Source organism: Streptosporangium sp. CA-135522, assembly GCF_050949235.1.
GTDB lineage: Bacteria > Actinomycetota > Actinomycetes > Streptosporangiales > Streptosporangiaceae > Streptosporangium.
In genome coordinates this window covers 5,548,381-5,565,586 of sequence record NZ_CP192026.1, presented here as the reverse complement: position 1 = coordinate 5,565,586, position 17,206 = coordinate 5,548,381, and the positions used below count along the sequence as shown (strand labels likewise).

Sequence of the window (17,206 nt, the reverse complement as noted above, 5' to 3'; positions counted from 1 at the left end):
CCCCGAGCGAAGTGACGCCGTCTCACGGCCTGCTGATCGTCGCGGAAGGGCGCCACGTACTCCAACACGTAGGCGACGCCCGGTAGCGCGTTTCCGGGACAGGGGAGATCGAAGTCCAGCAGCCCGACGCTGGCCATATCGCAAAGGAATATTTGCAAAATTACCTTTGCATACTTAGGCTGCCGTGTACGCCTGCGAAGGAGGACGCGATGAGTGAGATCTTCCGGGTCACGGATCCGCGTATTTTGAAGGCCGTGGCCCACCCGCTGCGCGGACACCTGCTCGGCCTGCTCCGCATCGAGGGGCCCGCGACGGCCACCGAGCTGGCCAGAAAGGTCGGCGAGAGCTCCGGTTCGACCAGCTATCACCTACGTGAGCTGGCCAGATACGGGCTCATCGAGGAGGATCCCGAGCGGCGCGACGCTCGCGAGCGACGCTGGCGGGCCCGCTACCGCTACACCGCGTGGAGCAACTCCGAGCTGGCCGGCACGCCGCAGGGGCGGGAGGCGGCCGCCGCGATGCGCCGCCGCCAGCTCCACATCCTCGCCCGCGACCACGAGGCCTTCGAGCGGGAGATGGACGACTGGGGCGCCGAGTGGATCGACGCCGCCGGGATGAGCGACGAGACCGTACGGCTCGCACCGGCCGCCGTCGTAGAGTTCCGCCGTCGCGCCATGGAGGTGGCCAGAGAGCTGGCCGAACGCGACGCGGGCGATCCCACGGCCGAGGAGGTCAACGTCCATCTCGCGGTCTTCCCGTACCGCCCCTCCAGCAGACCGGCGGAAGCCGGATGACCGCCGGCGGACCCCGGCCGCCGCACATGACACCGGCACCCCTTGCCGCGAGACGTCACGAAACAGGCGAACGCCGATGACCCTTCCGTCCCCCCGGTCGGCGCGACGTCGTTACGCTCTGATCAGCTTCCTGACCTGGCTGCCGCCCGGTCTCACGCTGGCCCCGATGATCCTGCTCATGACCGAGCGTGGACTCGGCCTCGCCGCGATCGGTCTGGTGACCGCCTCCTACTCGGCCACCTGCATCGCGCTGGAGTTGCCCACCGGTGGGCTCGCCGACGTGCTGGGCCGCCGGGCGGTGCTCGCCGCCTCCGCCGCGTTCGGCCTGGCCGGCCTGGCCATGCTGGCCTTCGCCACCACGGTGTGGCAGTTCCTGGCCGCCTTGAGCCTCAAAGGCGTGGCGCGGGCGCTGGCCAGCGGCCCCGCCCAGGCCTGGTACGTCGACGCACTGCACGTCGCCGAAGGCCCGGACGCCGATCTCAAACCCGGCCTGGCGCGCGGTGAGGCCATGGGGGCGGTCGCGCTCTGTGCCGGCACGCTGGTGGGCGGCCTCGTCCCGCCGGCCGTACCGGAGCAGGTGATCACGCCGCTGGCGGTGCCTGTGCTGGCAGGCGCGGTGGCGTCCGCCGTCCTCCTGGTGGCCGTGCTCGTCGCGATGCCCGAGCCGCCGCGTCCGCGTCCCACGCTCACGGGAGTGCTGCGGGACGTGCCGGCCACGATCGGCACGGGCCTGCGGCTCGCCCTCCGCGATCGTGGCCTGGGCAGGCTGCTGCTCGTCGCCTTCGCGATCGGCGTCGCGGTCAACTCCGTCGAGCTGCTGACCCCCGGTCGGCTGGCCACCCTGAGCGGGCGGCCCGAAAGCGGCGGCACGGTATACGCGATCGTGGCGGCCCTCGGCTTCGCCGCCAACGCGCTGGGCCACACGCTCGCCCCCGCGGCCGCCCGGCTGCTGGGCACCTCGGCCCGTGCCGCGGCGGCCGCGACCGTGGTCACCGCCGCCGCGCTGGGCGCGCTCGCCGCTTCCGTGGCGTTGTCCGGCGTGCCCGGCATCGTCGCCGCCGCGGTGACCTACGTCGTGCTGTTCGCCGGGCTCTCGGTGACCGGGCTGCTGCGAGCGGAGATGATGCACCGGCGCGTCGTCTCCACCCGGCGGGCGACGCTCATGTCGGTGGACTCGCTCCAGCTCCAGCTCGGAGCGCTGGTCTCCTCGCTGGCCATCGGCCGGCTGGCCGCCCCGGCCGGCACCGCCGCCGTCTGGACGATCGCGGCCGTCGTCCTGCTGGTCTCGGCACTGCTGTATCCGCACAGACCACGCGGGCGGGTCCCCGCCGAGGATCCGCAGCCGGTGCGGTAGCCGCGCCGGAGCCGGCGCACTGTCGTCGCACTGTCGCCGTGGTGTCGCCCCGGCGACACCACGGCGCCGCTGCCCGGCAGGTCCGGGCAGCGGGGATCCGCACGTTCGATCCGTCTAGGGACTCGGTGTGCCGGTGAGGCCGAACTCGGCGGCGCTGGTCCATGGTCCGCGGCCGCCGGCCTCGGACAGCGCCCGGATCCGCACGTAGCGTCCGGTCCGGGAGGTGAAAGCGGTGGACTGTTCGGCGGCGGTGTCGGTGAAGGCGCCGGTGGCGACGGCCGCGCCCCAGTCGGTGGCGGAGTCGGAGACGTGGATCTCGTACTGGCCGATGCGGCCGTTGACGCCGCCGTCCTGGCGGGGCAGATAGCGCAGGCCGTCCACCGCGTACCGGGCGCCCAGGTCGATGACGATCTGGTGGGGCAGCGGGTCGGTGCCGTTCGACCATCGGGTGTGCCAGATGGTCGAGGAGTCACCGTCGAAGGCGTTGGCCGCCGCGCCGTTCTCGGCGCCGGTCTCCTGGCTGTCGGCGGAGACCAGCGACCAGCCGGCCTTGGCGATCGGGGCCGATCCGCCGACCGGAGAGGCGGCCGGCAACGCGGTGGCGGTCGCGGTGAGGGTGAAGGCGGCGGACTTCGATCCGGTCTTGGCCCACAGCACGCCCGCCGGGTCGAAGTACCAGCCGGTGGCGGCGCCGTCGTAGGCGCTCTTGGAGGACAGCGCCGCCAGCGTCGTTGCGTCGACCGTGACCGAGGACGGCGCCTTGGCCACGTGCAGGCTGAACTCGTAACCCCGAGACGCGGGTTTGCCGCTGTAGCCACCGGTGCTGGCGCCCACGTTCACGACGACGTCGCCCGAACCGGTGTTCGGCGCGCTCACCGCCACCGATTGCTTCGCGTACGCGCCGCCCTGGTAGGCGCGGGTGACACCGTCGTCCTCGTACAGGGTGAAGCTGGACGATCCCCTCGGGTGGATGTCATAGGTGAGGGTGGAGACCTGTTTTTCCCCGGTGTAGTTCATCTGCGGCCACATCGGTACGATCCCACCGCCTTTGACGAACAACGGCAGCCGGTCCAGGGGAGCGCTGTAGCCGTTGAGCGTGCCCGGTCCCCGGTAGACCTTGCCGGTCCAGTAGTCGGTCCACGTCCCGGCGGGCAGGTAGATGCCATCGCGCACGGTGGTGTCGGAGACCACCGGCGCGACCAGGAAGGCGTCGCCGGCCATGAACTGGCCGGCGGTGGCGTTGCCACGCGCCACCGGGTCGTCGGGAAACTCCAGGACCATGGCCCGGGTGGACGGCACGCCGGTCTCGGTGGCCACCCGGCTCATCGAGTACAGGTAGGGCATCAGCCGCATCTTCAGCTTCAGGTACTTGCGGTTGATCGACAGGTACGGCTCGGCGTAGCGCCACGGCTGCTTGTCGTTGTATCCGGCCGTCGGATTGGTCGCGCCCCAGCCGGACATCGTCATGAACACCGGCAGGAACGACTTCCACTGCAGGTCGCGGACGTAGGTCTTGGGCGAGCCGGCGAAGATGCCGTCGACGTCGCCGGAGGCGTAGTTCAGCCCGGACAGGCCCGCGCCGGTGATGGCGGGAACATGCCAGCGCATGTCCGACCACTGCCCGTAGGTGTCACCGGTCCACACGACCGCGTTGCGCTGGGTGCCGGCCCAGCCGTCCACGGTCCACACATACCGGCGGGCGTCGGAGTTGTCCTCGATGCCGGCCACCGCCTGCTTCACGCCGTTGAAGGCGTACTGATAGCCGCCGCCGATCCAGGCCACGTCGGTCTTGATGCCGCGGGTGCCCGCCGTACCGACCTCTTGCTTGACGTTGGCGAGGCCGGTCGAGGTCCACAGACCGGTCTGGAAACCACGTGACTTCAAAGCCGCCACCGTCGCGGGCAGGTCCTCGTAGCCGCAGCCGTAACCGTCGTTGGGCAGCAACCACCCGGACGGCATGTCCTTGTCGCGGGCCTGCTGGGCGTAGGGGACGACGTCGGGAGTCTTCAGGTGGCCGGCCCGGTTGACCGGCCCCTGATCGGGGTCGGTGTCGTAGGTCGACCAGCAGTCGGCGTTGCCGAGCTCGAAGCCCCACAGGGGGGCCAGGAAAGGCTTGCCGGTGACGTCGGTGTAGGCGTTGAGCACGTCCTTGAGAGAACCGCCGGCGAAGTACCACGCGTCGAAGCGGTTCTCGTTGTGCGTGAACGTGCCCGGTGCGCCGAAGGCGTAGGAACCGGGCGCCCAGGTGTTGCGCAGCACGCCGTAGCCGTTGGTGGACATGTAGAAGGGGGCGGGGCTGGCGTTGTTGTTCTCCCGCCATCTGTTGTCGACGGCGATCGGCACGGTCTTGCCGCGCAGGGCCCACTCGCCCAGCCGCAGGCCGGTGCCGTAGAACTGCTCGTCGGCGCCACGGGACAGGTACTGGGAGGTCTGGGTGCCGGTCCAGGTCAGACCCTGCGCCTCGGCCCACAGCAGGGTGGTGTCGTCGGCGCGGTACAGCGCGAACCTCAGCGGTGACTTGTAGACCCGCAGGCTGACCGCCGGCGTGCTGATCCGGTAGTAGCCGCCGGCATCGGTCGAGGCGGTGGTCACCGGACCGAAGTCGGTTTTGACGGTGATGTCGGAGCCGGCCGGGTCGGTGAAGGTGCCCGAGGGCGCCAGCCACAGCCGGAAGACGTCGGAGCGGGCGAACCGGATGCGGACGACGGCGCTGCCCGCCGTGACCGTGTAGGCGTTCCCGCTGCCGGAGAACGCGGTGACGTTGCCGATCGTGGCGGCGTTCGCCGCCGTCGCCGGTAACGCCACGAGCCCGGCGATCAGCAGGATGGCGGCTATCAGGGGGCTGGTCCGGTGCTTCATCACACCACCTGGAGGGGGAGGGGGTTAGCCGACATTTCAAGCCAGCCGCCTCCACCTGTCAATAGTTGAGCGAAATACGGTTCGAGCGAAAGAGAATAAGCAAATGACTTTTTCGCGATGATGCGACGCTCGGAGCCGGGCCGTCGGCGGTCGAGGATCAACGGGTCGAGCTCGCCCAGGCGCTCGGGGTCGGCGATCATTCTGTCCGGTCGCGTTCGTCGGCGATCCGGTCGCGTTCTGAGATCGAGCCCCGCTCCGGGCCCTCATGGGAAACCGGCGGTCACCGGTCCGGCCGTTCCTCGGGGAGCGTGGGGATGTTCGCCCGGTACAGGCTGATCGGCATGCCGTACGGCTCCCGGCCGTCGGTCGGGTTCGTGCCCGGCTCGACCTGCCGTATCCGCTTGGCCGGCGCTTCCGCCTCGCCCGCGGTGAGCCAGACGTGGTGGAGCCTGGTGAACTCGGCTCCTTCCCGTGAGGGTGTGAGCATCTCGGCCATGGCCGCCTTGATGAGGAAGTCGGCCTCGGCGTCCTCGTGAAGCGTGAAGCTCTTGCTGACGAGCTCGTAGTACTGCTCGGTGCCGCCCCTCACCTGACGTCTGTCTCCCGGCCTGACCGGTCCGGCGTCCTGGAGCATCTTGATGTGATAGCCGACCGTTCCCTTGGTCGAACCGAGCGCCGTCGCCAACTGGGCCATCGTGGCGCGTCGCTGGCGAAGCGCATTGACCGGGCGATGGCGCAGCGGATGCCCGAGCGCCTTGAACTGAGCTGCCTCGCGCAGCACCAGGTGATCCTCCATGCGGCAAGTGTCGACTGATCTCAACGCTTCTGACAAGCCGGTTCCGGAGCGGCGAAGTCGTCGCGGGTGACGGTCGGTGAGCGCTCAGCCCGAATGCCGGTCGGGACGGTGTTCGCGTCCCGACCGGGGTGCGGGCGTGGCCCGGCCGGCCTCTACCCGTCGATCTTCTGGAAGTTTCCCAGGAAGGTGGGCTCGCCGCCCACCCCCGCCGGAACGGGTCCCAGTTCCACCGGTTCCCCAGGCGCGGTCAGGCTGGCGCGATATATCTTCGTCTTGCTCCCCTGGCCGTCCTCACTGGCCGCGATGATCAAAGAGTCGCGGTCGTGGGAGACGGCGACCGACACGATCCTGCTCTCGGTCTGCGGGGCGATCTCGGCCTTCACCCTGACCTCGACCGTGCGCACGTATTCGATGTCGCCTCGTGCCGCGGCGGGATCGACCCGCACGGTGTAGAAGTCATTGTTCGGTCCCGAGCAGAGAAGGTCGTCGGAGTTGACCCACGCCACAGGCCTGCAGCCCCGCGGCCGGCCGTGATCGCGCACGATGACATGGTTGCTCAGCGGGCTGCGGACGGGGGCGTCGGAGAACCGGTCGGCCTTGGGCGCCAGAACGTCCAGATCGAATCCGTCGACCAAGGAGAAGCCCACGCCCGCATGGGTGGCCGAGGCCGCGAACTTCCCGGACGGGTGGACGGTCTGCGGGCACAGGACGGCGACCGACTTCACGGGGCGGTAGAAAACCTCCCCCTCCTGCCGTCTGAAGCAGGCGAGGCTGAACTGGTGCGGGGAGAGGCGGCCGTTCTCGTCCGCGGAGAGGAACTCCTGAGAGTCCCGCAGGAACCAGAACCCTCCGTCCGGGGCGAACCCCGGGGTTTCATCGGAGAACGTCTCCGAGCTGTAACCCTTCTTCTCCGAGCTCTTGGTGATGTTCGTGAACTTCCCGGTACGGAGGTCGACCCAGCCCACCTGCTTTTGCGTGCCGCCCTCCGAGAGGTTCACCTGCACCGCGACGCGTTGCCCGTCCGGTGAGACCGGGCTGACCCCGGCCTCTCCTTTCTCGCCGCACAGGCTGGGGACGAATGCCCTCTCTCCTTCCGCCTCCCGGGCGATCTCGGCCAGCCGGGGTTCGAGAGCCCTCTGGGAGAAGGTGGCGATTCTCGTACGGAGCGTGTCGTCGAAGGCCGCCGCCTCCCAGTCGTCGTCGCTCGTCGAGCAGATGACCGGTCCTGTTGACGAGGCCATGAGGGAGAGGCTCTTCACCGCCTCGGTGAATCCGGCTTCCGCCGTGTTCGCGGTGGCCCCTTGTTCTTTCCCCTCCGAGGTGACGGCGCGCCCGACGTCCTCTCCGACGTCCTCTCCGACGCCGGACGGGGAGCAGGCGGTGGTGCCTCCTGCGACGAGGAGGATCGCGGCGATCGCGAGCCGGCCGTGCTCGCCGGAACGGAACGTCTTCCTCGGGCGGCCGGCGTTCCTTCGCGCGAAGGCGGCTCGCCCGCCCATGGTGGGGGTGCTCGGACCGCGGATGTCCGACCGATGGCTGCGGGGAGCGGCTGTCTCCGCCTCCCGCACGAGCGCGGTCGGCTCGCGGCCGAGCATCTCGTCCACGCGCTTCGACAACGCACCGCCCGACCGGGCCACGTGGCCACCGACAAGTGTCGTCGCAGCTTTCACTAACGGCACCATTCCCGTCGACCTCTTCCTCGTCAGCGTGTCCGGCATGTGCCGGGGCTCTGGGCCTTGAACTCACGCACAGGCTCGGCGGCGCGGCCGTCATGAATCGCAGGACGCGCGCACTTCGTCCATCCGTTAAGGCCATTCACGGAGTGAATGGCCTTAACTATGTACCATGCCTTCACTGAAAGCGAGTTGCCCGGTTCCCAGTGAGAGGGTGAAGCAGGGCTCGACCACGTCCACCAGCGCAAGGAGACGACGGTGTCCGACACCAACGAAGACGAGCACGTGACAGGGGTGACGCGACGGCAACGGCTGCGGGCGGAGCTCGAGCGAGACGCCAAGGTCGCCGCGCGAAAGCTCACCGCCGTCGAAGGTGTCGAAGGGCTCACCGTCGCCGCCGTGGCCCGAAGCGTAGGAGTGACGCCCCCGGCCCTCTACCGCTACTTCAACGGCAGGGAAGGCCTCGTCCGTGCCCTCTACGACGACATCACCGCGGAGTTCATCGAGATCGTCGCTCAGGCCGTGCAACGCCAGGATCCCGACGACATCAGCGCCCGGCTGCATGCCGCCACCCGTGCCGTGCTGGACTGGTCTCTCGCCAACAAAGCCGAGTTCAATCTGCTCATGGGCGCCGGCTATCCCAAGGTCGCCGCGTCAGGAGACGGCATCCCCCAGGTCATCGCACGTGAGCTTGGTGGCCTCTTCGGGCAGCTCTTCGCGAGACTGTGGCATGAAGGGCGCCTGGTCTACCTTGCGGACGAGCAGATCGCTCCGTCCCTGACACCGCAGCTGAAGACCTACCGCGAGGTCATCGGCCTCGATCTTCCCCTCGGCGTGGCTCTTCTGATGATCACTTGCTGGCGTCAGATCTACGGCCTGATCTGCATGGCCGTCTACGACCACCTTTCCTTCGCCTTCGATGACCATCTACCGCTGTTCGAGCACATGATGGACCAGCTCCTCGGCCTCCTCGGACTCGGCCGCAGCCCTCGTCTACGTTGAGGGCCGTTTCCCGGATGCCATGGGCGGCACCCTTCTCACCTGCTCCCAGGCGGGATGGGCCGCGGCAGGGCCGTGATGTCGGGCGCAGGTGTCATGAGGACGTGCTCACGCGCTTGGCGGGGAAACCGTGCGCACGGGCGGCGATCACGACGGCCAGCACCGGCACCAGGAGCGCCAGGACGCTCCAGGGGAAGGAGGTGGGGCCGAGGAGGTCGAGGAGGACGCCGCCGGCCACCCCGCCCGCGGCCATGGCGGCGTTCCACAGCGTGACGAGCATGGCTTGGGCGGCATCTGCCGACTCGCCCCCCGCGTCGCTCGCGGCGGTCTGCAGCAGGGTGGGAGCGCCTCCCCATCCGAGGCCCCACAGCGTCACCGCGAGGTAGACCATGGCCGGGCTGTCGGCCAGCACTGCCAGGATGGCGGCCGCGACGGCGACCAGGAGGGCGCTGGCGATGGTGAGGATCCGCAGCCGGCGGTTGATGTGGGCGCCCACGATCCAGATGCTCACCAGGGAGGCGGCGCCGAAGACCAGCAGCACGAGATCGATGGAGCCGCCCATGCCGAGCCGGTCGAGGAACGTGGCGATGTAGGTGTAGAGAACGGTATGGCCCAGGACGAAGACCAGGGTGACGAACAAGACCGCTGCCACGCCGGGGACGCGGAGGGCCTGCAGCATCGGGGTTCGGCCGTCGCGCCGCTGTCCGGGGTAGTCCGGGACCGCCGCGGTGATCCAGGCGAGCAAGATGACGGCGAGCACTGTCATGATCAGGAAGGCCGCCTGCCAGCCGAGCACGCCGCCGAGGAAGGTTCCGGCGGGGACTCCCAGCGACAGGGCGACCGGAATGCCGGCCATCGCGATCGCTATCGCCTTACCCTGCAGGTGAACGGGTGCCATACGGCGGGCGTATCCGGCCAGTAGCGCCCAGGCCAGGCCCGCGGCCACCCCCGCGACGAACCGCGCCACCATGGTCAGGGGAAAGTACGCCGAGACCGCCGTGATGGTGTTGGCGACGGCGAATCCCGCCACCGCCGTCAACAGCAGCCGCTTGCGTCGCCACCCCGCGGTGGCCGCGGTCAGGGGAATCGCGGTGAGGGCGGTGCCGATCGCGTAGATCGTCACTGTCTGCCCCATCGCGGACTCGCTGACATCGAGGTCGGCACTCATCGCGGGCAGCAGGCCTGCGGGCAGCGTCTCGGTCAGGCTGGTGATGAAAACGGCCGTGGCCAGCGCCAGCAGCGCCGGTAGAGGGAGTCCCTTTCCCCGGGTCTCGTGGGGAGAGTCAACTGGTTGTGTACGGTTACGCATGGTACGTATGCTCAAACCCTCACATTGATGTGAAGGTCAATGCGGTGAGATGTGAGCTCTGTCACATGTACGCCGGAGGGCGTCGAAGCGTCCTGCGCACCCCGGCGACGACGGGCCCCAGGCGGTCGATCAGCGGTTCCTTCGGGCGTGATCTGCTCGGCGCCGCACGCCCGGCTCGACGATCCGGGCGCTGAGGGGGCGTCTCCTACGCGCCCGAAGCGGCGTCTGACGTGACCTTGAGCGCGACCGGGCGCGGGTTGACTGATCGTTGCAACAGTGATGGAGTCCTGTACCAGCGTCGCGGTGCACCCGGCAAAGAGATCGCCGAGGGCATGGAGGCGCCGGAACACAGGACGACCATGGAAACGCCCGACGAACGCCTGGCGGCGTTCGGCAACCAGTTGATCGAAGTGCATCTGTGGCTCCGCGAGGAGCTCGCCACGCTTCGCGAGGACATCGACGCCTATCTCGCCGACGGCGTGCGCCCCCGCGAGCTGCGGGCCCACTGCCTGACCTTCTGCTCCGCCCTGAACCGGCACCACACCGGCGAGGACGACAGCGCCTTCCCCAGGCTCGCCGAGCGGTTTCCCGAACTACGTCCGGTGCTGGACGAACTGCGTCGTGACCACCGGCTGGTGGAGGACTCCCTCCAACGGCTGCAGACGCTCCTCGACGGCCTGGGCCAGGGGGTGAACCCCATCGAAGTGCGAAGCGAGCTGGACAGCCTCGCCGCGCTGATGGAGACGCATTTCGTCTACGAGGAGAAACGAGTCGTCTCGGCGCTCAACGCGCTGAACGTGCCGGGCTGGGATCGCTCCCGGCCCGGCTTCCTCCTCATCGACGACGCGAAATCCTGACCGGCTCGCCGATCTTCGTGAAGACCTCCCGGCCGATCCGAGGCCTGCCGCGGGATGCCCCGGCACCGGCGGAGGACCGAGGCCGCCGCGTTCCTCGGTCGAAGATCGCGGAGCTGCCGTCCTTTCCCGCCGGCCGGAGAGCGTGATCCGTATCCGGCCGGCGAGCCGGCGGGATCATCTCGAAGAGGTGAGGGCGTCCGCCATGGCGGTGTCCGGGCGGTTGTCGTCGCGCACCGCGTCGAGATAGTCGGACAGGGCGTCCCTGTTACGGCTCAGAAACCGGATGCGTTCGGTCATGCGGTCACGTTCGTGCTCCAGTGTGGCGATCATCTCCGGCGTCGCGTCGGCGAAGTGGATGATCCGGGGCTTGTCGAGGCAGGGGAGGATCTGCTTGATGATCCGGGTCGGCAGTCCGGCATCGAGCAGGCCTCTGATCTGCACCACCCGATCCACGAAGCGCTCGTCGTAGTCGCGATAGCCGTTCGAACGGCGGTTGGAGACGATCAGCTCCTGCTCTTCGTAGTAGCGCAGCAGTCGGCGGGACGTGCCGGTGCGCTCTGACAGCTCTCCAATACGCATATGACCGACCTCGCATCTTGTCGCGTTGACCATCACACATGTGTGAAGGTTCGAGCGTATCTGCCATGGCTGCACGGGTGCCACCGCCGGTGTGAGCCTGATGAGACGTCCCTCGGCGGGCGCCCCGACGGTTGAAGCGTCCGACACCTTCCACCAGCGTCACGGATCGGAAACCCGCCGGCGTCACGGACCCGGAAGTGAAACTCACCGGCGTCACGGACCCGGAAGTGAGAGGAGTAGCCTCGAAAGGAACACTAGCGAGGCTAGAATCGCAGTCATGTCGATCCAGACGCGCCGGGAGCGCGAGCGGGCGGAGCGAGAGCGGCTGATCGTCACGGCCGCGCGGGAGCTGGCCGAATCAGAAGGCTGGGACGCGGTGACCACGCGGCGGCTCGCGGAGGAGATCGAGTACAGCCAGCCGGTCCTCTATAGTCACTTCAAAGGCAAGGGCGCCATCATGGCCGCGGTCGCGGTGGAGGGCTTCGCCGAGCTCGCCGCCGAGCTGCGCGCGGCCCGCACGTCGGCCGCCGATCCGCAGCAGGCCCTTACCAACGTCGGTGCCGCGTACGCCGCGTACGCCGAGCGGCGACCCGCGCTGTACGACGCGATGTTCACCCACGCCATCGACCTGCCGTTCGCCAGCCCTCAGGCGCCGGCCGCTCTGCACGAGGCCTTCGCCGAGCTACGTGAGACCGTGCGGCCACTTGCGGGAGACGACGATCTGGAGACGCTCACCGAGACTTTCTGGAGTGGGCTGCACGGGCTTCTCACGCTCATGCGCAACGGCCGGCTCCGGTATGAGGAGCACGATCGACGGCTGTCGATACTGATCAGCCGCTTCGTGGGCTGACTTCCCGGTGTAGATCACCGCGAGCGTGGAGAACAACTGCGAGTACTGCGGGGCCGCTGGACTCCGCCTGGCAGGATCAGCGGGACGCGCCTCGCAAGAGGCCCGCACGGGCCTGGATCGCGGCCGTGGCCGTGTCCAGCTCGTCCTCGTCGGCGAGGGTGGTGTTGCCCTCGTAGATGACACCCGTGGGTATGGCGTCGCTGCCCACAGGGTCGGCGTCCCAGAAGTTGCCCCGGTAGACGACGTGTTCCAGCGGTGGGCTGACCAACAGGATGGCGGTGTTGTCCGCGCGGATGACCACGTTCTCCTCGACCGTCACCCAGGTGGCCCCGTAGTCGGTGTAAAGGGCGAAGTTGTACGGCGTCCGCGTGTCCTTGATGACGTTTCCGCAGATCACCGCACCGTTCTGGTGGGAGTCTCCCTGCGGTCCGGACAGGTAGACGCCTCCGCCGTCGGCCAGCACGCCCATGGTGGCGGTGGTGAGATTGCGCAGGATGCGGGTGCCCTGCCCGGGGCCCGCCACGATGCCGCAGTGGGGGACGTCGGAGACATGGTTGTGCGCGACGGTGCAGTCCACGGTGCGCAGGAGCGCGATGCCGGGAGAGCCGGAGTAGTCGAGGCCGATGCGTTCGATCAGGTTGTCCTCGATCAGCACGTCACGACCGCCGGTGACCGCGATGGCGGAGGCGGCGAGGGTGTCGAAGTCGCAGCCGCGCACCGTGAGGTCCGCACCACCGGCCGCGCCCAGTCCCGTGGCCCCCAGCCGGGTGAAGCGGCAGTCCTCGAACCGCACCCCGGTGGTCCCGTCGAGCGTCACGCAGGCGGGAATCGTCTTCGACTCGGTGGGCACCGTAACCCACGCCTGCTCTTCGACCAGGACCACTTTGTCGATGGCGCCGCCGTCGTAGTAGCCGCTCCCGTGGTAATGCAGCAAGCCCCGGTTCCCGCTGGGCCGTAGCCACGTGGCGTCGGCGAAGACCAAGCCCCTGAAAGAGACATCGCGGGCACCGATGGCGTGCAGCAGCGTCTCCAGGGCGGGGGCCACCACGCGAGTGCGCAGCGGGTGCTCACCGGGACGGGGAAGGTAGTGGAGGAGGTGGTCGCCCGGACGCGAGCGATCCAGGACGAACGTGCCGGGCTCGGTGAGGAAGGCCGGGTCGTTCTCCACCCGGGTCGGCAGGCCGGGGCCCGACATCACCTGCCCGTCCCAGGCGGAGTTGTAAAGGTCCGTGGCCCAGGAGAAGGCGGGTTGCGTCATGGTGATCGTGGTGGAGTCGCCGTCGCGGGCGACGGTGGCGACGGCGCAGCGGGCCTCGGTCCAGGGGTAGACGCCTCGGTAGACGAATTCGACCCCGGACGGGGCCTGCCAGTCCAGTGGAGCCGTGCTGTCGGTGACGTAGCCCGTCCCGGTTCTGCTCGCGGCGCCGGGGAGCCCGTCGATGCCGGCGCGCTCGACCCTGCGGTCGTCCACGTAGAGCTGGCGGGTGTCGAGGCCGCCGACCTCGGCCAGCCACGCGCCGTTCCGCTCCTGCCAGCCGGTGATCTCGCGGCCGCCGCTGATGACGACCCGCTCCTGCTCGCCGCTGCCGTAACCGTATGCCTGGTAGACGATCCGGTGACCGTCGCGACCGGAGTCGTCCTCGGTGAGTTCGAGGGGCTCGGCGAGCACATGCGTACCCGCTCTGAGATGCACGACGACCTCGCCGGTCACCTCCCTGACCGCACGCCGCGCGCGGTGCAGCGTGGCGAACGGACGCTCCGGGGTGCCCGGCGCGGAGTCGTCCCCGGTCGGGGAGACGTAGAAGTCGGCCATGAAAACATCATCCTTTTCTGTTTATGGTGTACACATATAGATATCATAAACAGAGAGGTGGGGATGGTGAGAGGCAGAACGGGGGATCCCGACCACGGGGTCGAGCTCCTGTGGCGGGAGGGCGACGGCGGGCCGAGGTCCAGGCTGAGCCTGGGCCGGATCGTGCGCGCCGCCGTCGAGGTGGCCGCCGCCGAGGGCTTGGCGGGACTGTCGATGCGCAAGGTCGCCGAGCGGCTGGGCTTCACCACGATGTCGCTTTACCGCCACGTGCCCGGCCGAGATCATCTCGTCGACCTCATGCGCGACGCCGTGCTGGGGGAGCCGCCGGAGCCGGCGGCCGAAAGCGGGTGGCGTCCGCGGCTGGAAGCGTGCGCGCGGCAGGGCTGGGAGCTGCGCAAGCGGCATCCGTGGCTGGCCGAGGTGCGGGGAACCCGCCATGTGCCGGGGCCCAACGCGGTGGCCCACTACGAGTGCATGTTGAGCATCCTCGCGGGCACCGGCCTCGCTCCGTCCGAGGTCATCGCGGCGGTAGGGCTGGTCGGCCGCTTCGTCGACGCCGAGACGCTGGCTCTGGTGGAGGCCGCGCAGGCCGAGCGGAGCAGTGGGGTGAGCGAAGAGGAGTGGTGGGGTGCCCGCGACTCGCTCTTCGCCCGGCTCGACCGCTATCCGACTCTCTCCTTCCTGTGGGAGGCGGGGGGTTATGACCGGCCGGAGGAGCCCTTCGAGTTCGGGCTGGCGCGCGTGCTCGACGGCATCGAGCTTCTCATCCAATCTCGTGATGAAAGGCGTGATGAAATATCGACATGCCATGTGTGCGGTAACCCCGTTGAGCAGCCGTCCTCGGGGCGGCCCCGGGCGTACTGCTCGCGCGCCTGCCAGCAGCGCGCCTACAGGAAACGCAGATCCGGCTGAGGCCTGCCCGGCCGCGCGGCCCGCAGGGCCCGGAGCTTCGCGGCACGCCCTCGATGATCGGCCTCGGCGCGAGCCCTCGGTCGCGTCGGTGGCCGGCCGCGCTGGTCAGGCGCCACCAGGTCAGGTAGGTCAGAGGCGGCTGGCCGGCCAGGGCGGTGAAGCGGCGGCAGATGCTCGCCCGCGGCCGGCCGCTCGAGGCCGTGGACGACATCCTGCGCGCCCAGGCCGAGATGACCCCCGGCCCGGCACCGGTCACCGCCGCCGTGGAGAAGGTCCCCGCAGGCGCGGCGCGCACGTTCCACTCGTCACCCTCGTCGATGCCGGTGACCTGGCCCTCGACATCGCCGAATCCCGCCCGCTGGCAGAGCCGGCCTCGATCCACCGCAGGAGCGAGGCCGGCCAGACCCGCGGCAAGATCATCCTCGTTCCCTGAAGGGCGACGAACCGCTTTCGTTCGGTGGAATCGGCCGCCCGGCGCTCGGGCGGGTTCGCATGTTCGCCCGCCCAGGTGCTACCATGGGTCTTGTTGCAGTTGTGGTACCCATGAAACTCTGTGTGCGCCTGACGGATGCGATCCTCAGGCGCATTTTTGTTTTTCCGGTCATCTCCGGACGGGCTCATTGCGGCGACGCGGAATTCGTGCAGTGCGGATTTCAGCTCTGCCCCTATCGAAGGAGATTGATATGGCTACCGGAACCGTGAAGTGGTTCAACGCGGAAAAGGGCTTCGGCTTCATCGAGCAGGACGGCGGCGGCGCCGACGTCTTCGCCCACTACTCGAACATCGCCGCCCAGGGCTACCGTGAGCTGCAGGAGGGCCAGAAGGTGTCCTTCGACGTCACGCAGGGCCAGAAGGGCCCGCAGGCCGAGAACATCGTGCCCGTCTGACGCAGCGCACCCACGAGCCGGGACCCGCATCCGAAAGATGCGGGCCCGGCTCGTGTCGTAACAGGCACTCCCTGCTCGGAGTGCCGTCGAGCCTGCCGTCCTAAGCCCTGATCCTCACCCGCGGCTTCTTGCCGGACATTCGCGCGGTGGCCATGGCGCCGTCCACGAGGGCGAGGTCAGCCGGCCGGCGTACTGCTCAGGCGGGCTCCCGCGCGCCGTGCAGCGGTAGCCGTACCGCCACCCGCCACTCCCCGTCCGCCGCCCCGGCGTCCATGCGGCCGCCCAGCAGCGTCACCCGTTCCCGCATGCCCGCCACTCCGCGCCCGCCGATCCGTGCCGCTCGCTCCCCGATCCGGTTGCACACCTCCAGCGCGAGGTGGTCATCGTGCACGGCCGCCGCCAGCCGGACCTTTCCGGAGCCGTGCCGGATCGCGTTGGTCAGCGCCTCCTGGACGATGCGATACGCCTCCCGCGACACCAGGGCGGGCAATACGGACAGGTCACCGCTGACCTCGGCGGCGGCTCCGGTCGAGCGAACCAGCTCGGGCAGGTCGGTCAGATTCCTGGCCGGGGCGCGGTCGCCGCGCTCCTCCTCGCGTAGCACGCCGAGCACGTGATCCAGATCCTCCAGGGCCGACCGCGCCGACTCCTCGATCGCCGCCAGCGCGGTCCGCGCCGCCTCCGGATCCCGGTCGAGCACCCGCCCGGCCGCGCCCGCCTGGACGGTCACCACGCTGAGCGCGTGCCCCACCGAATCGTGCAGCTCGCGGGCGAGGCGATTGCGCGTGGCCAACCGCCGGGCCCGCTCCTCCAGCACCGCCAGCCGGTCGGCCGGCGCGGGTCCGAGCAGCACCGGGGCCAGTCGCGCCAGAAGCGCCCCCGCACCCGCCGCGGTGTAGACGAGCAGCACCAGCGTCGCCATCGCGGCCACCGGCGCCCACGCGCTGCTCCATCCGGCCGCCAGCCTGGTGCCGAAGAACCCCAGCCGATCGCCCAGCAGGGGTAGCAGGGACAGCCAGATGATGAACGGCACCAGCGCGAGCGTCGCCCCCGCCAGTGGCCCGCCGATCCCCAGGTGCAGGGTGAACCAGGCCGCGGTACGGCGTCGCTCGGCCCAGGTCCGTGTCGGCCGGGCCGGGGAGGGGTCGATCCGTACGCCCAGCAGGCCTCGCGCGGCGGTTGACTCCAGCGCGCGTATCGGTAGGAACAGCCCTGTCAGGGCGATCAGGGGGAGCACTGCCACGAAGACGGCAGGCTCGGTGGACACCAGCGCGTAAGCCTTCGCCTCCGAGCGCTTCAGCAGCTCGGAGGCCACCGTGCCGACCATGACGTACGGCGTGGCCAGCGCGCCGCCCAGAATCAGGCTCGTCCACCTGAGGTAGGTGGAGGAGCTGGTCAGCGGGGTCAGAATGCGTCTCACGCCCCCGATGCTCCCAGCTTTCGCGGGCGGGTGTCCTCCCGGGGGAGAGGGACCGTCTCCCCCGGGCGGGGGAGATGTCGGTACGCTCTGCCAGGCGGATGCGT

15 protein-coding genes are annotated in these 17,206 nt (G+C 69.5%); 7 read left to right on the top strand and 8 right to left on the bottom strand.

The features are described from left to right. The first annotated feature begins 209 nt into the window (after positions 1-209). Entirely contained in the window at positions 210-794 is a 585-nt protein-coding gene (locus ACQPYK_RS26435; RefSeq protein ID WP_433236055.1) for a winged helix-turn-helix domain-containing protein, read from the top strand. Between the two features lie 76 nt (positions 795-870). After that, positions 871-2,148 (top strand): MFS transporter, encoded by a 1,278-nt coding sequence (locus tag ACQPYK_RS26430; RefSeq protein WP_433236052.1) that lies wholly within the window; start codon positions 871-873, stop codon positions 2,146-2,148. A 114-nt stretch (positions 2,149-2,262) separates the two neighbouring features. Here the strand turns inward: ACQPYK_RS26430 and ACQPYK_RS26425 are convergent, their stop codons facing one another. From ACQPYK_RS26425 to ACQPYK_RS26410, 4 genes are all read right to left on the bottom strand, one after another. Beyond that, positions 2,263-5,007, bottom strand: coding sequence for a TIM-barrel domain-containing protein (locus tag ACQPYK_RS26425; RefSeq protein ID WP_433236049.1), 2,745 nt, complete (start codon positions 5,005-5,007; stop codon positions 2,263-2,265). Then, the gene (locus tag ACQPYK_RS26420) at positions 5,007-5,207 is read right to left on the bottom strand and encodes a hypothetical protein (RefSeq protein WP_433236046.1); all 201 of its coding nucleotides are present in this window, start codon (positions 5,205-5,207) and stop codon (positions 5,007-5,009) included. The genes ACQPYK_RS26425 and ACQPYK_RS26420 overlap by 1 nt, the downstream gene beginning before the upstream one ends. An 80-nt stretch (positions 5,208-5,287) precedes the next feature. Continuing rightward, the gene (locus tag ACQPYK_RS26415; protein ID WP_433236043.1) at positions 5,288-5,803 is read right to left on the bottom strand and encodes an ArsR/SmtB family transcription factor; all 516 of its coding nucleotides are present in this window, start codon (positions 5,801-5,803) and stop codon (positions 5,288-5,290) included. A 152-nt stretch (positions 5,804-5,955) separates the two neighbouring features. Continuing rightward, entirely contained in the window at positions 5,956-7,473 is a 1,518-nt protein-coding gene (locus tag ACQPYK_RS26410) for a hypothetical protein (RefSeq protein ID WP_433236040.1), read from the bottom strand. Between the two features lie 261 nt (positions 7,474-7,734). Between ACQPYK_RS26410 and ACQPYK_RS26405 the strand changes: the two genes are divergently transcribed. Next, the gene (locus ACQPYK_RS26405; RefSeq protein ID WP_433236037.1) at positions 7,735-8,478 is read left to right on the top strand and encodes a TetR/AcrR family transcriptional regulator; all 744 of its coding nucleotides are present in this window, start codon (positions 7,735-7,737) and stop codon (positions 8,476-8,478) included. A 91-nt stretch (positions 8,479-8,569) separates the two neighbouring features. Here the strand turns inward: ACQPYK_RS26405 and ACQPYK_RS26400 are convergent, their stop codons facing one another. Further along, the gene (locus tag ACQPYK_RS26400; protein ID WP_433236034.1) at positions 8,570-9,784 is read right to left on the bottom strand and encodes an MFS transporter; all 1,215 of its coding nucleotides are present in this window, start codon (positions 9,782-9,784) and stop codon (positions 8,570-8,572) included. Between the two features lie 359 nt (positions 9,785-10,143). Between ACQPYK_RS26400 and ACQPYK_RS26395 the strand changes: the two genes are divergently transcribed. Beyond that, on the top strand, positions 10,144-10,641 hold the full coding sequence (locus tag ACQPYK_RS26395) for a hemerythrin domain-containing protein (RefSeq protein WP_433236031.1): 498 nt from the start codon (positions 10,144-10,146) through the stop codon (positions 10,639-10,641). Positions 10,642-10,815: 174 nt separating this feature from the next. Here the strand turns inward: ACQPYK_RS26395 and ACQPYK_RS26390 are convergent, their stop codons facing one another. Beyond that, positions 10,816-11,220 (bottom strand): MerR family transcriptional regulator, encoded by a 405-nt coding sequence (locus ACQPYK_RS26390; protein ID WP_433236028.1) that lies wholly within the window; start codon positions 11,218-11,220, stop codon positions 10,816-10,818. Positions 11,221-11,497: 277 nt separating this feature from the next. On the opposite strand from ACQPYK_RS26390, the gene ACQPYK_RS26385 reads away from it, so the two are divergent. Further along, positions 11,498-12,070: a TetR/AcrR family transcriptional regulator gene (locus tag ACQPYK_RS26385; RefSeq protein WP_433236025.1), complete on the top strand. Its 573-nt coding sequence runs from the start codon at positions 11,498-11,500 to the stop codon at positions 12,068-12,070. A 76-nt stretch (positions 12,071-12,146) separates the two neighbouring features. Here the strand turns inward: ACQPYK_RS26385 and ACQPYK_RS26380 are convergent, their stop codons facing one another. Then, positions 12,147-13,883 carry a right-handed parallel beta-helix repeat-containing protein gene (locus tag ACQPYK_RS26380; protein ID WP_433236022.1) on the bottom strand — a complete coding sequence of 579 codons (1,737 nt, stop codon included), beginning with the start codon at positions 13,881-13,883 and terminating at the stop codon, positions 12,147-12,149. Between the two features lie 63 nt (positions 13,884-13,946). Here ACQPYK_RS26380 and ACQPYK_RS26375 point away from each other — a divergent pair, with 63 nt between their 5' ends. Continuing rightward, positions 13,947-14,795 (top strand): TetR/AcrR family transcriptional regulator C-terminal domain-containing protein, encoded by an 849-nt coding sequence (locus ACQPYK_RS26375; RefSeq protein WP_433236019.1) that lies wholly within the window; start codon positions 13,947-13,949, stop codon positions 14,793-14,795. Positions 14,796-15,478: 683 nt separating this feature from the next. After that, on the top strand, positions 15,479-15,682 hold the full coding sequence (locus tag ACQPYK_RS26370; protein WP_203954033.1) for a cold-shock protein: 204 nt from the start codon (positions 15,479-15,481) through the stop codon (positions 15,680-15,682). A gap of 196 nt (positions 15,683-15,878) precedes the next feature. Here the strand turns inward: ACQPYK_RS26370 and ACQPYK_RS26365 are convergent, their stop codons facing one another. After that, positions 15,879-17,102, bottom strand: a complete 1,224-nt coding sequence (locus ACQPYK_RS26365) for a sensor histidine kinase (RefSeq protein ID WP_433236016.1) — start codon at positions 17,100-17,102, stop codon at positions 15,879-15,881. Between the last annotated feature and the right edge of the window lie 104 nt (positions 17,103-17,206).

Excerpts from the sequence above, each read along its gene's own strand:
- ACQPYK_RS26380 (WP_433236022.1), bottom strand. The coding sequence starts at position 13,883 with ATGGCCGACTTCTACGTCTCCCCGACCGGGGACGACTCCGCGCCGGGC.
- ACQPYK_RS26415 (WP_433236043.1), bottom strand. The coding sequence starts at position 5,803 with ATGGAGGATCACCTGGTGCTGCGCGAGGCAGCTCAGTTCAAGGCGCTC.
- ACQPYK_RS26385 (WP_433236025.1), top strand. The coding sequence starts at position 11,498 with ATGTCGATCCAGACGCGCCGGGAGCGCGAGCGGGCGGAGCGAGAGCGG.
- ACQPYK_RS26425 (WP_433236049.1), bottom strand. The coding sequence starts at position 5,007 with ATGAAGCACCGGACCAGCCCCCTGATAGCCGCCATCCTGCTGATCGCC.
- ACQPYK_RS26390 (WP_433236028.1), bottom strand. The coding sequence starts at position 11,220 with ATGCGTATTGGAGAGCTGTCAGAGCGCACCGGCACGTCCCGCCGACTG.
- ACQPYK_RS26400 (WP_433236034.1), bottom strand. The coding sequence starts at position 9,784 with ATGCGTAACCGTACACAACCAGTTGACTCTCCCCACGAGACCCGGGGA.
- ACQPYK_RS26370 (WP_203954033.1), top strand. The coding sequence starts at position 15,479 with ATGGCTACCGGAACCGTGAAGTGGTTCAACGCGGAAAAGGGCTTCGGC.
- ACQPYK_RS26430 (WP_433236052.1), top strand. The coding sequence starts at position 871 with ATGACCCTTCCGTCCCCCCGGTCGGCGCGACGTCGTTACGCTCTGATC.
- ACQPYK_RS26375 (WP_433236019.1), top strand. The coding sequence starts at position 13,947 with ATGGTGAGAGGCAGAACGGGGGATCCCGACCACGGGGTCGAGCTCCTG.
- ACQPYK_RS26435 (WP_433236055.1), top strand. The coding sequence starts at position 210 with ATGAGTGAGATCTTCCGGGTCACGGATCCGCGTATTTTGAAGGCCGTG.
- ACQPYK_RS26420 (WP_433236046.1), bottom strand. The coding sequence starts at position 5,207 with ATGATCGCCGACCCCGAGCGCCTGGGCGAGCTCGACCCGTTGATCCTC.
- ACQPYK_RS26395 (WP_433236031.1), top strand. The coding sequence starts at position 10,144 with ATGGAAACGCCCGACGAACGCCTGGCGGCGTTCGGCAACCAGTTGATC.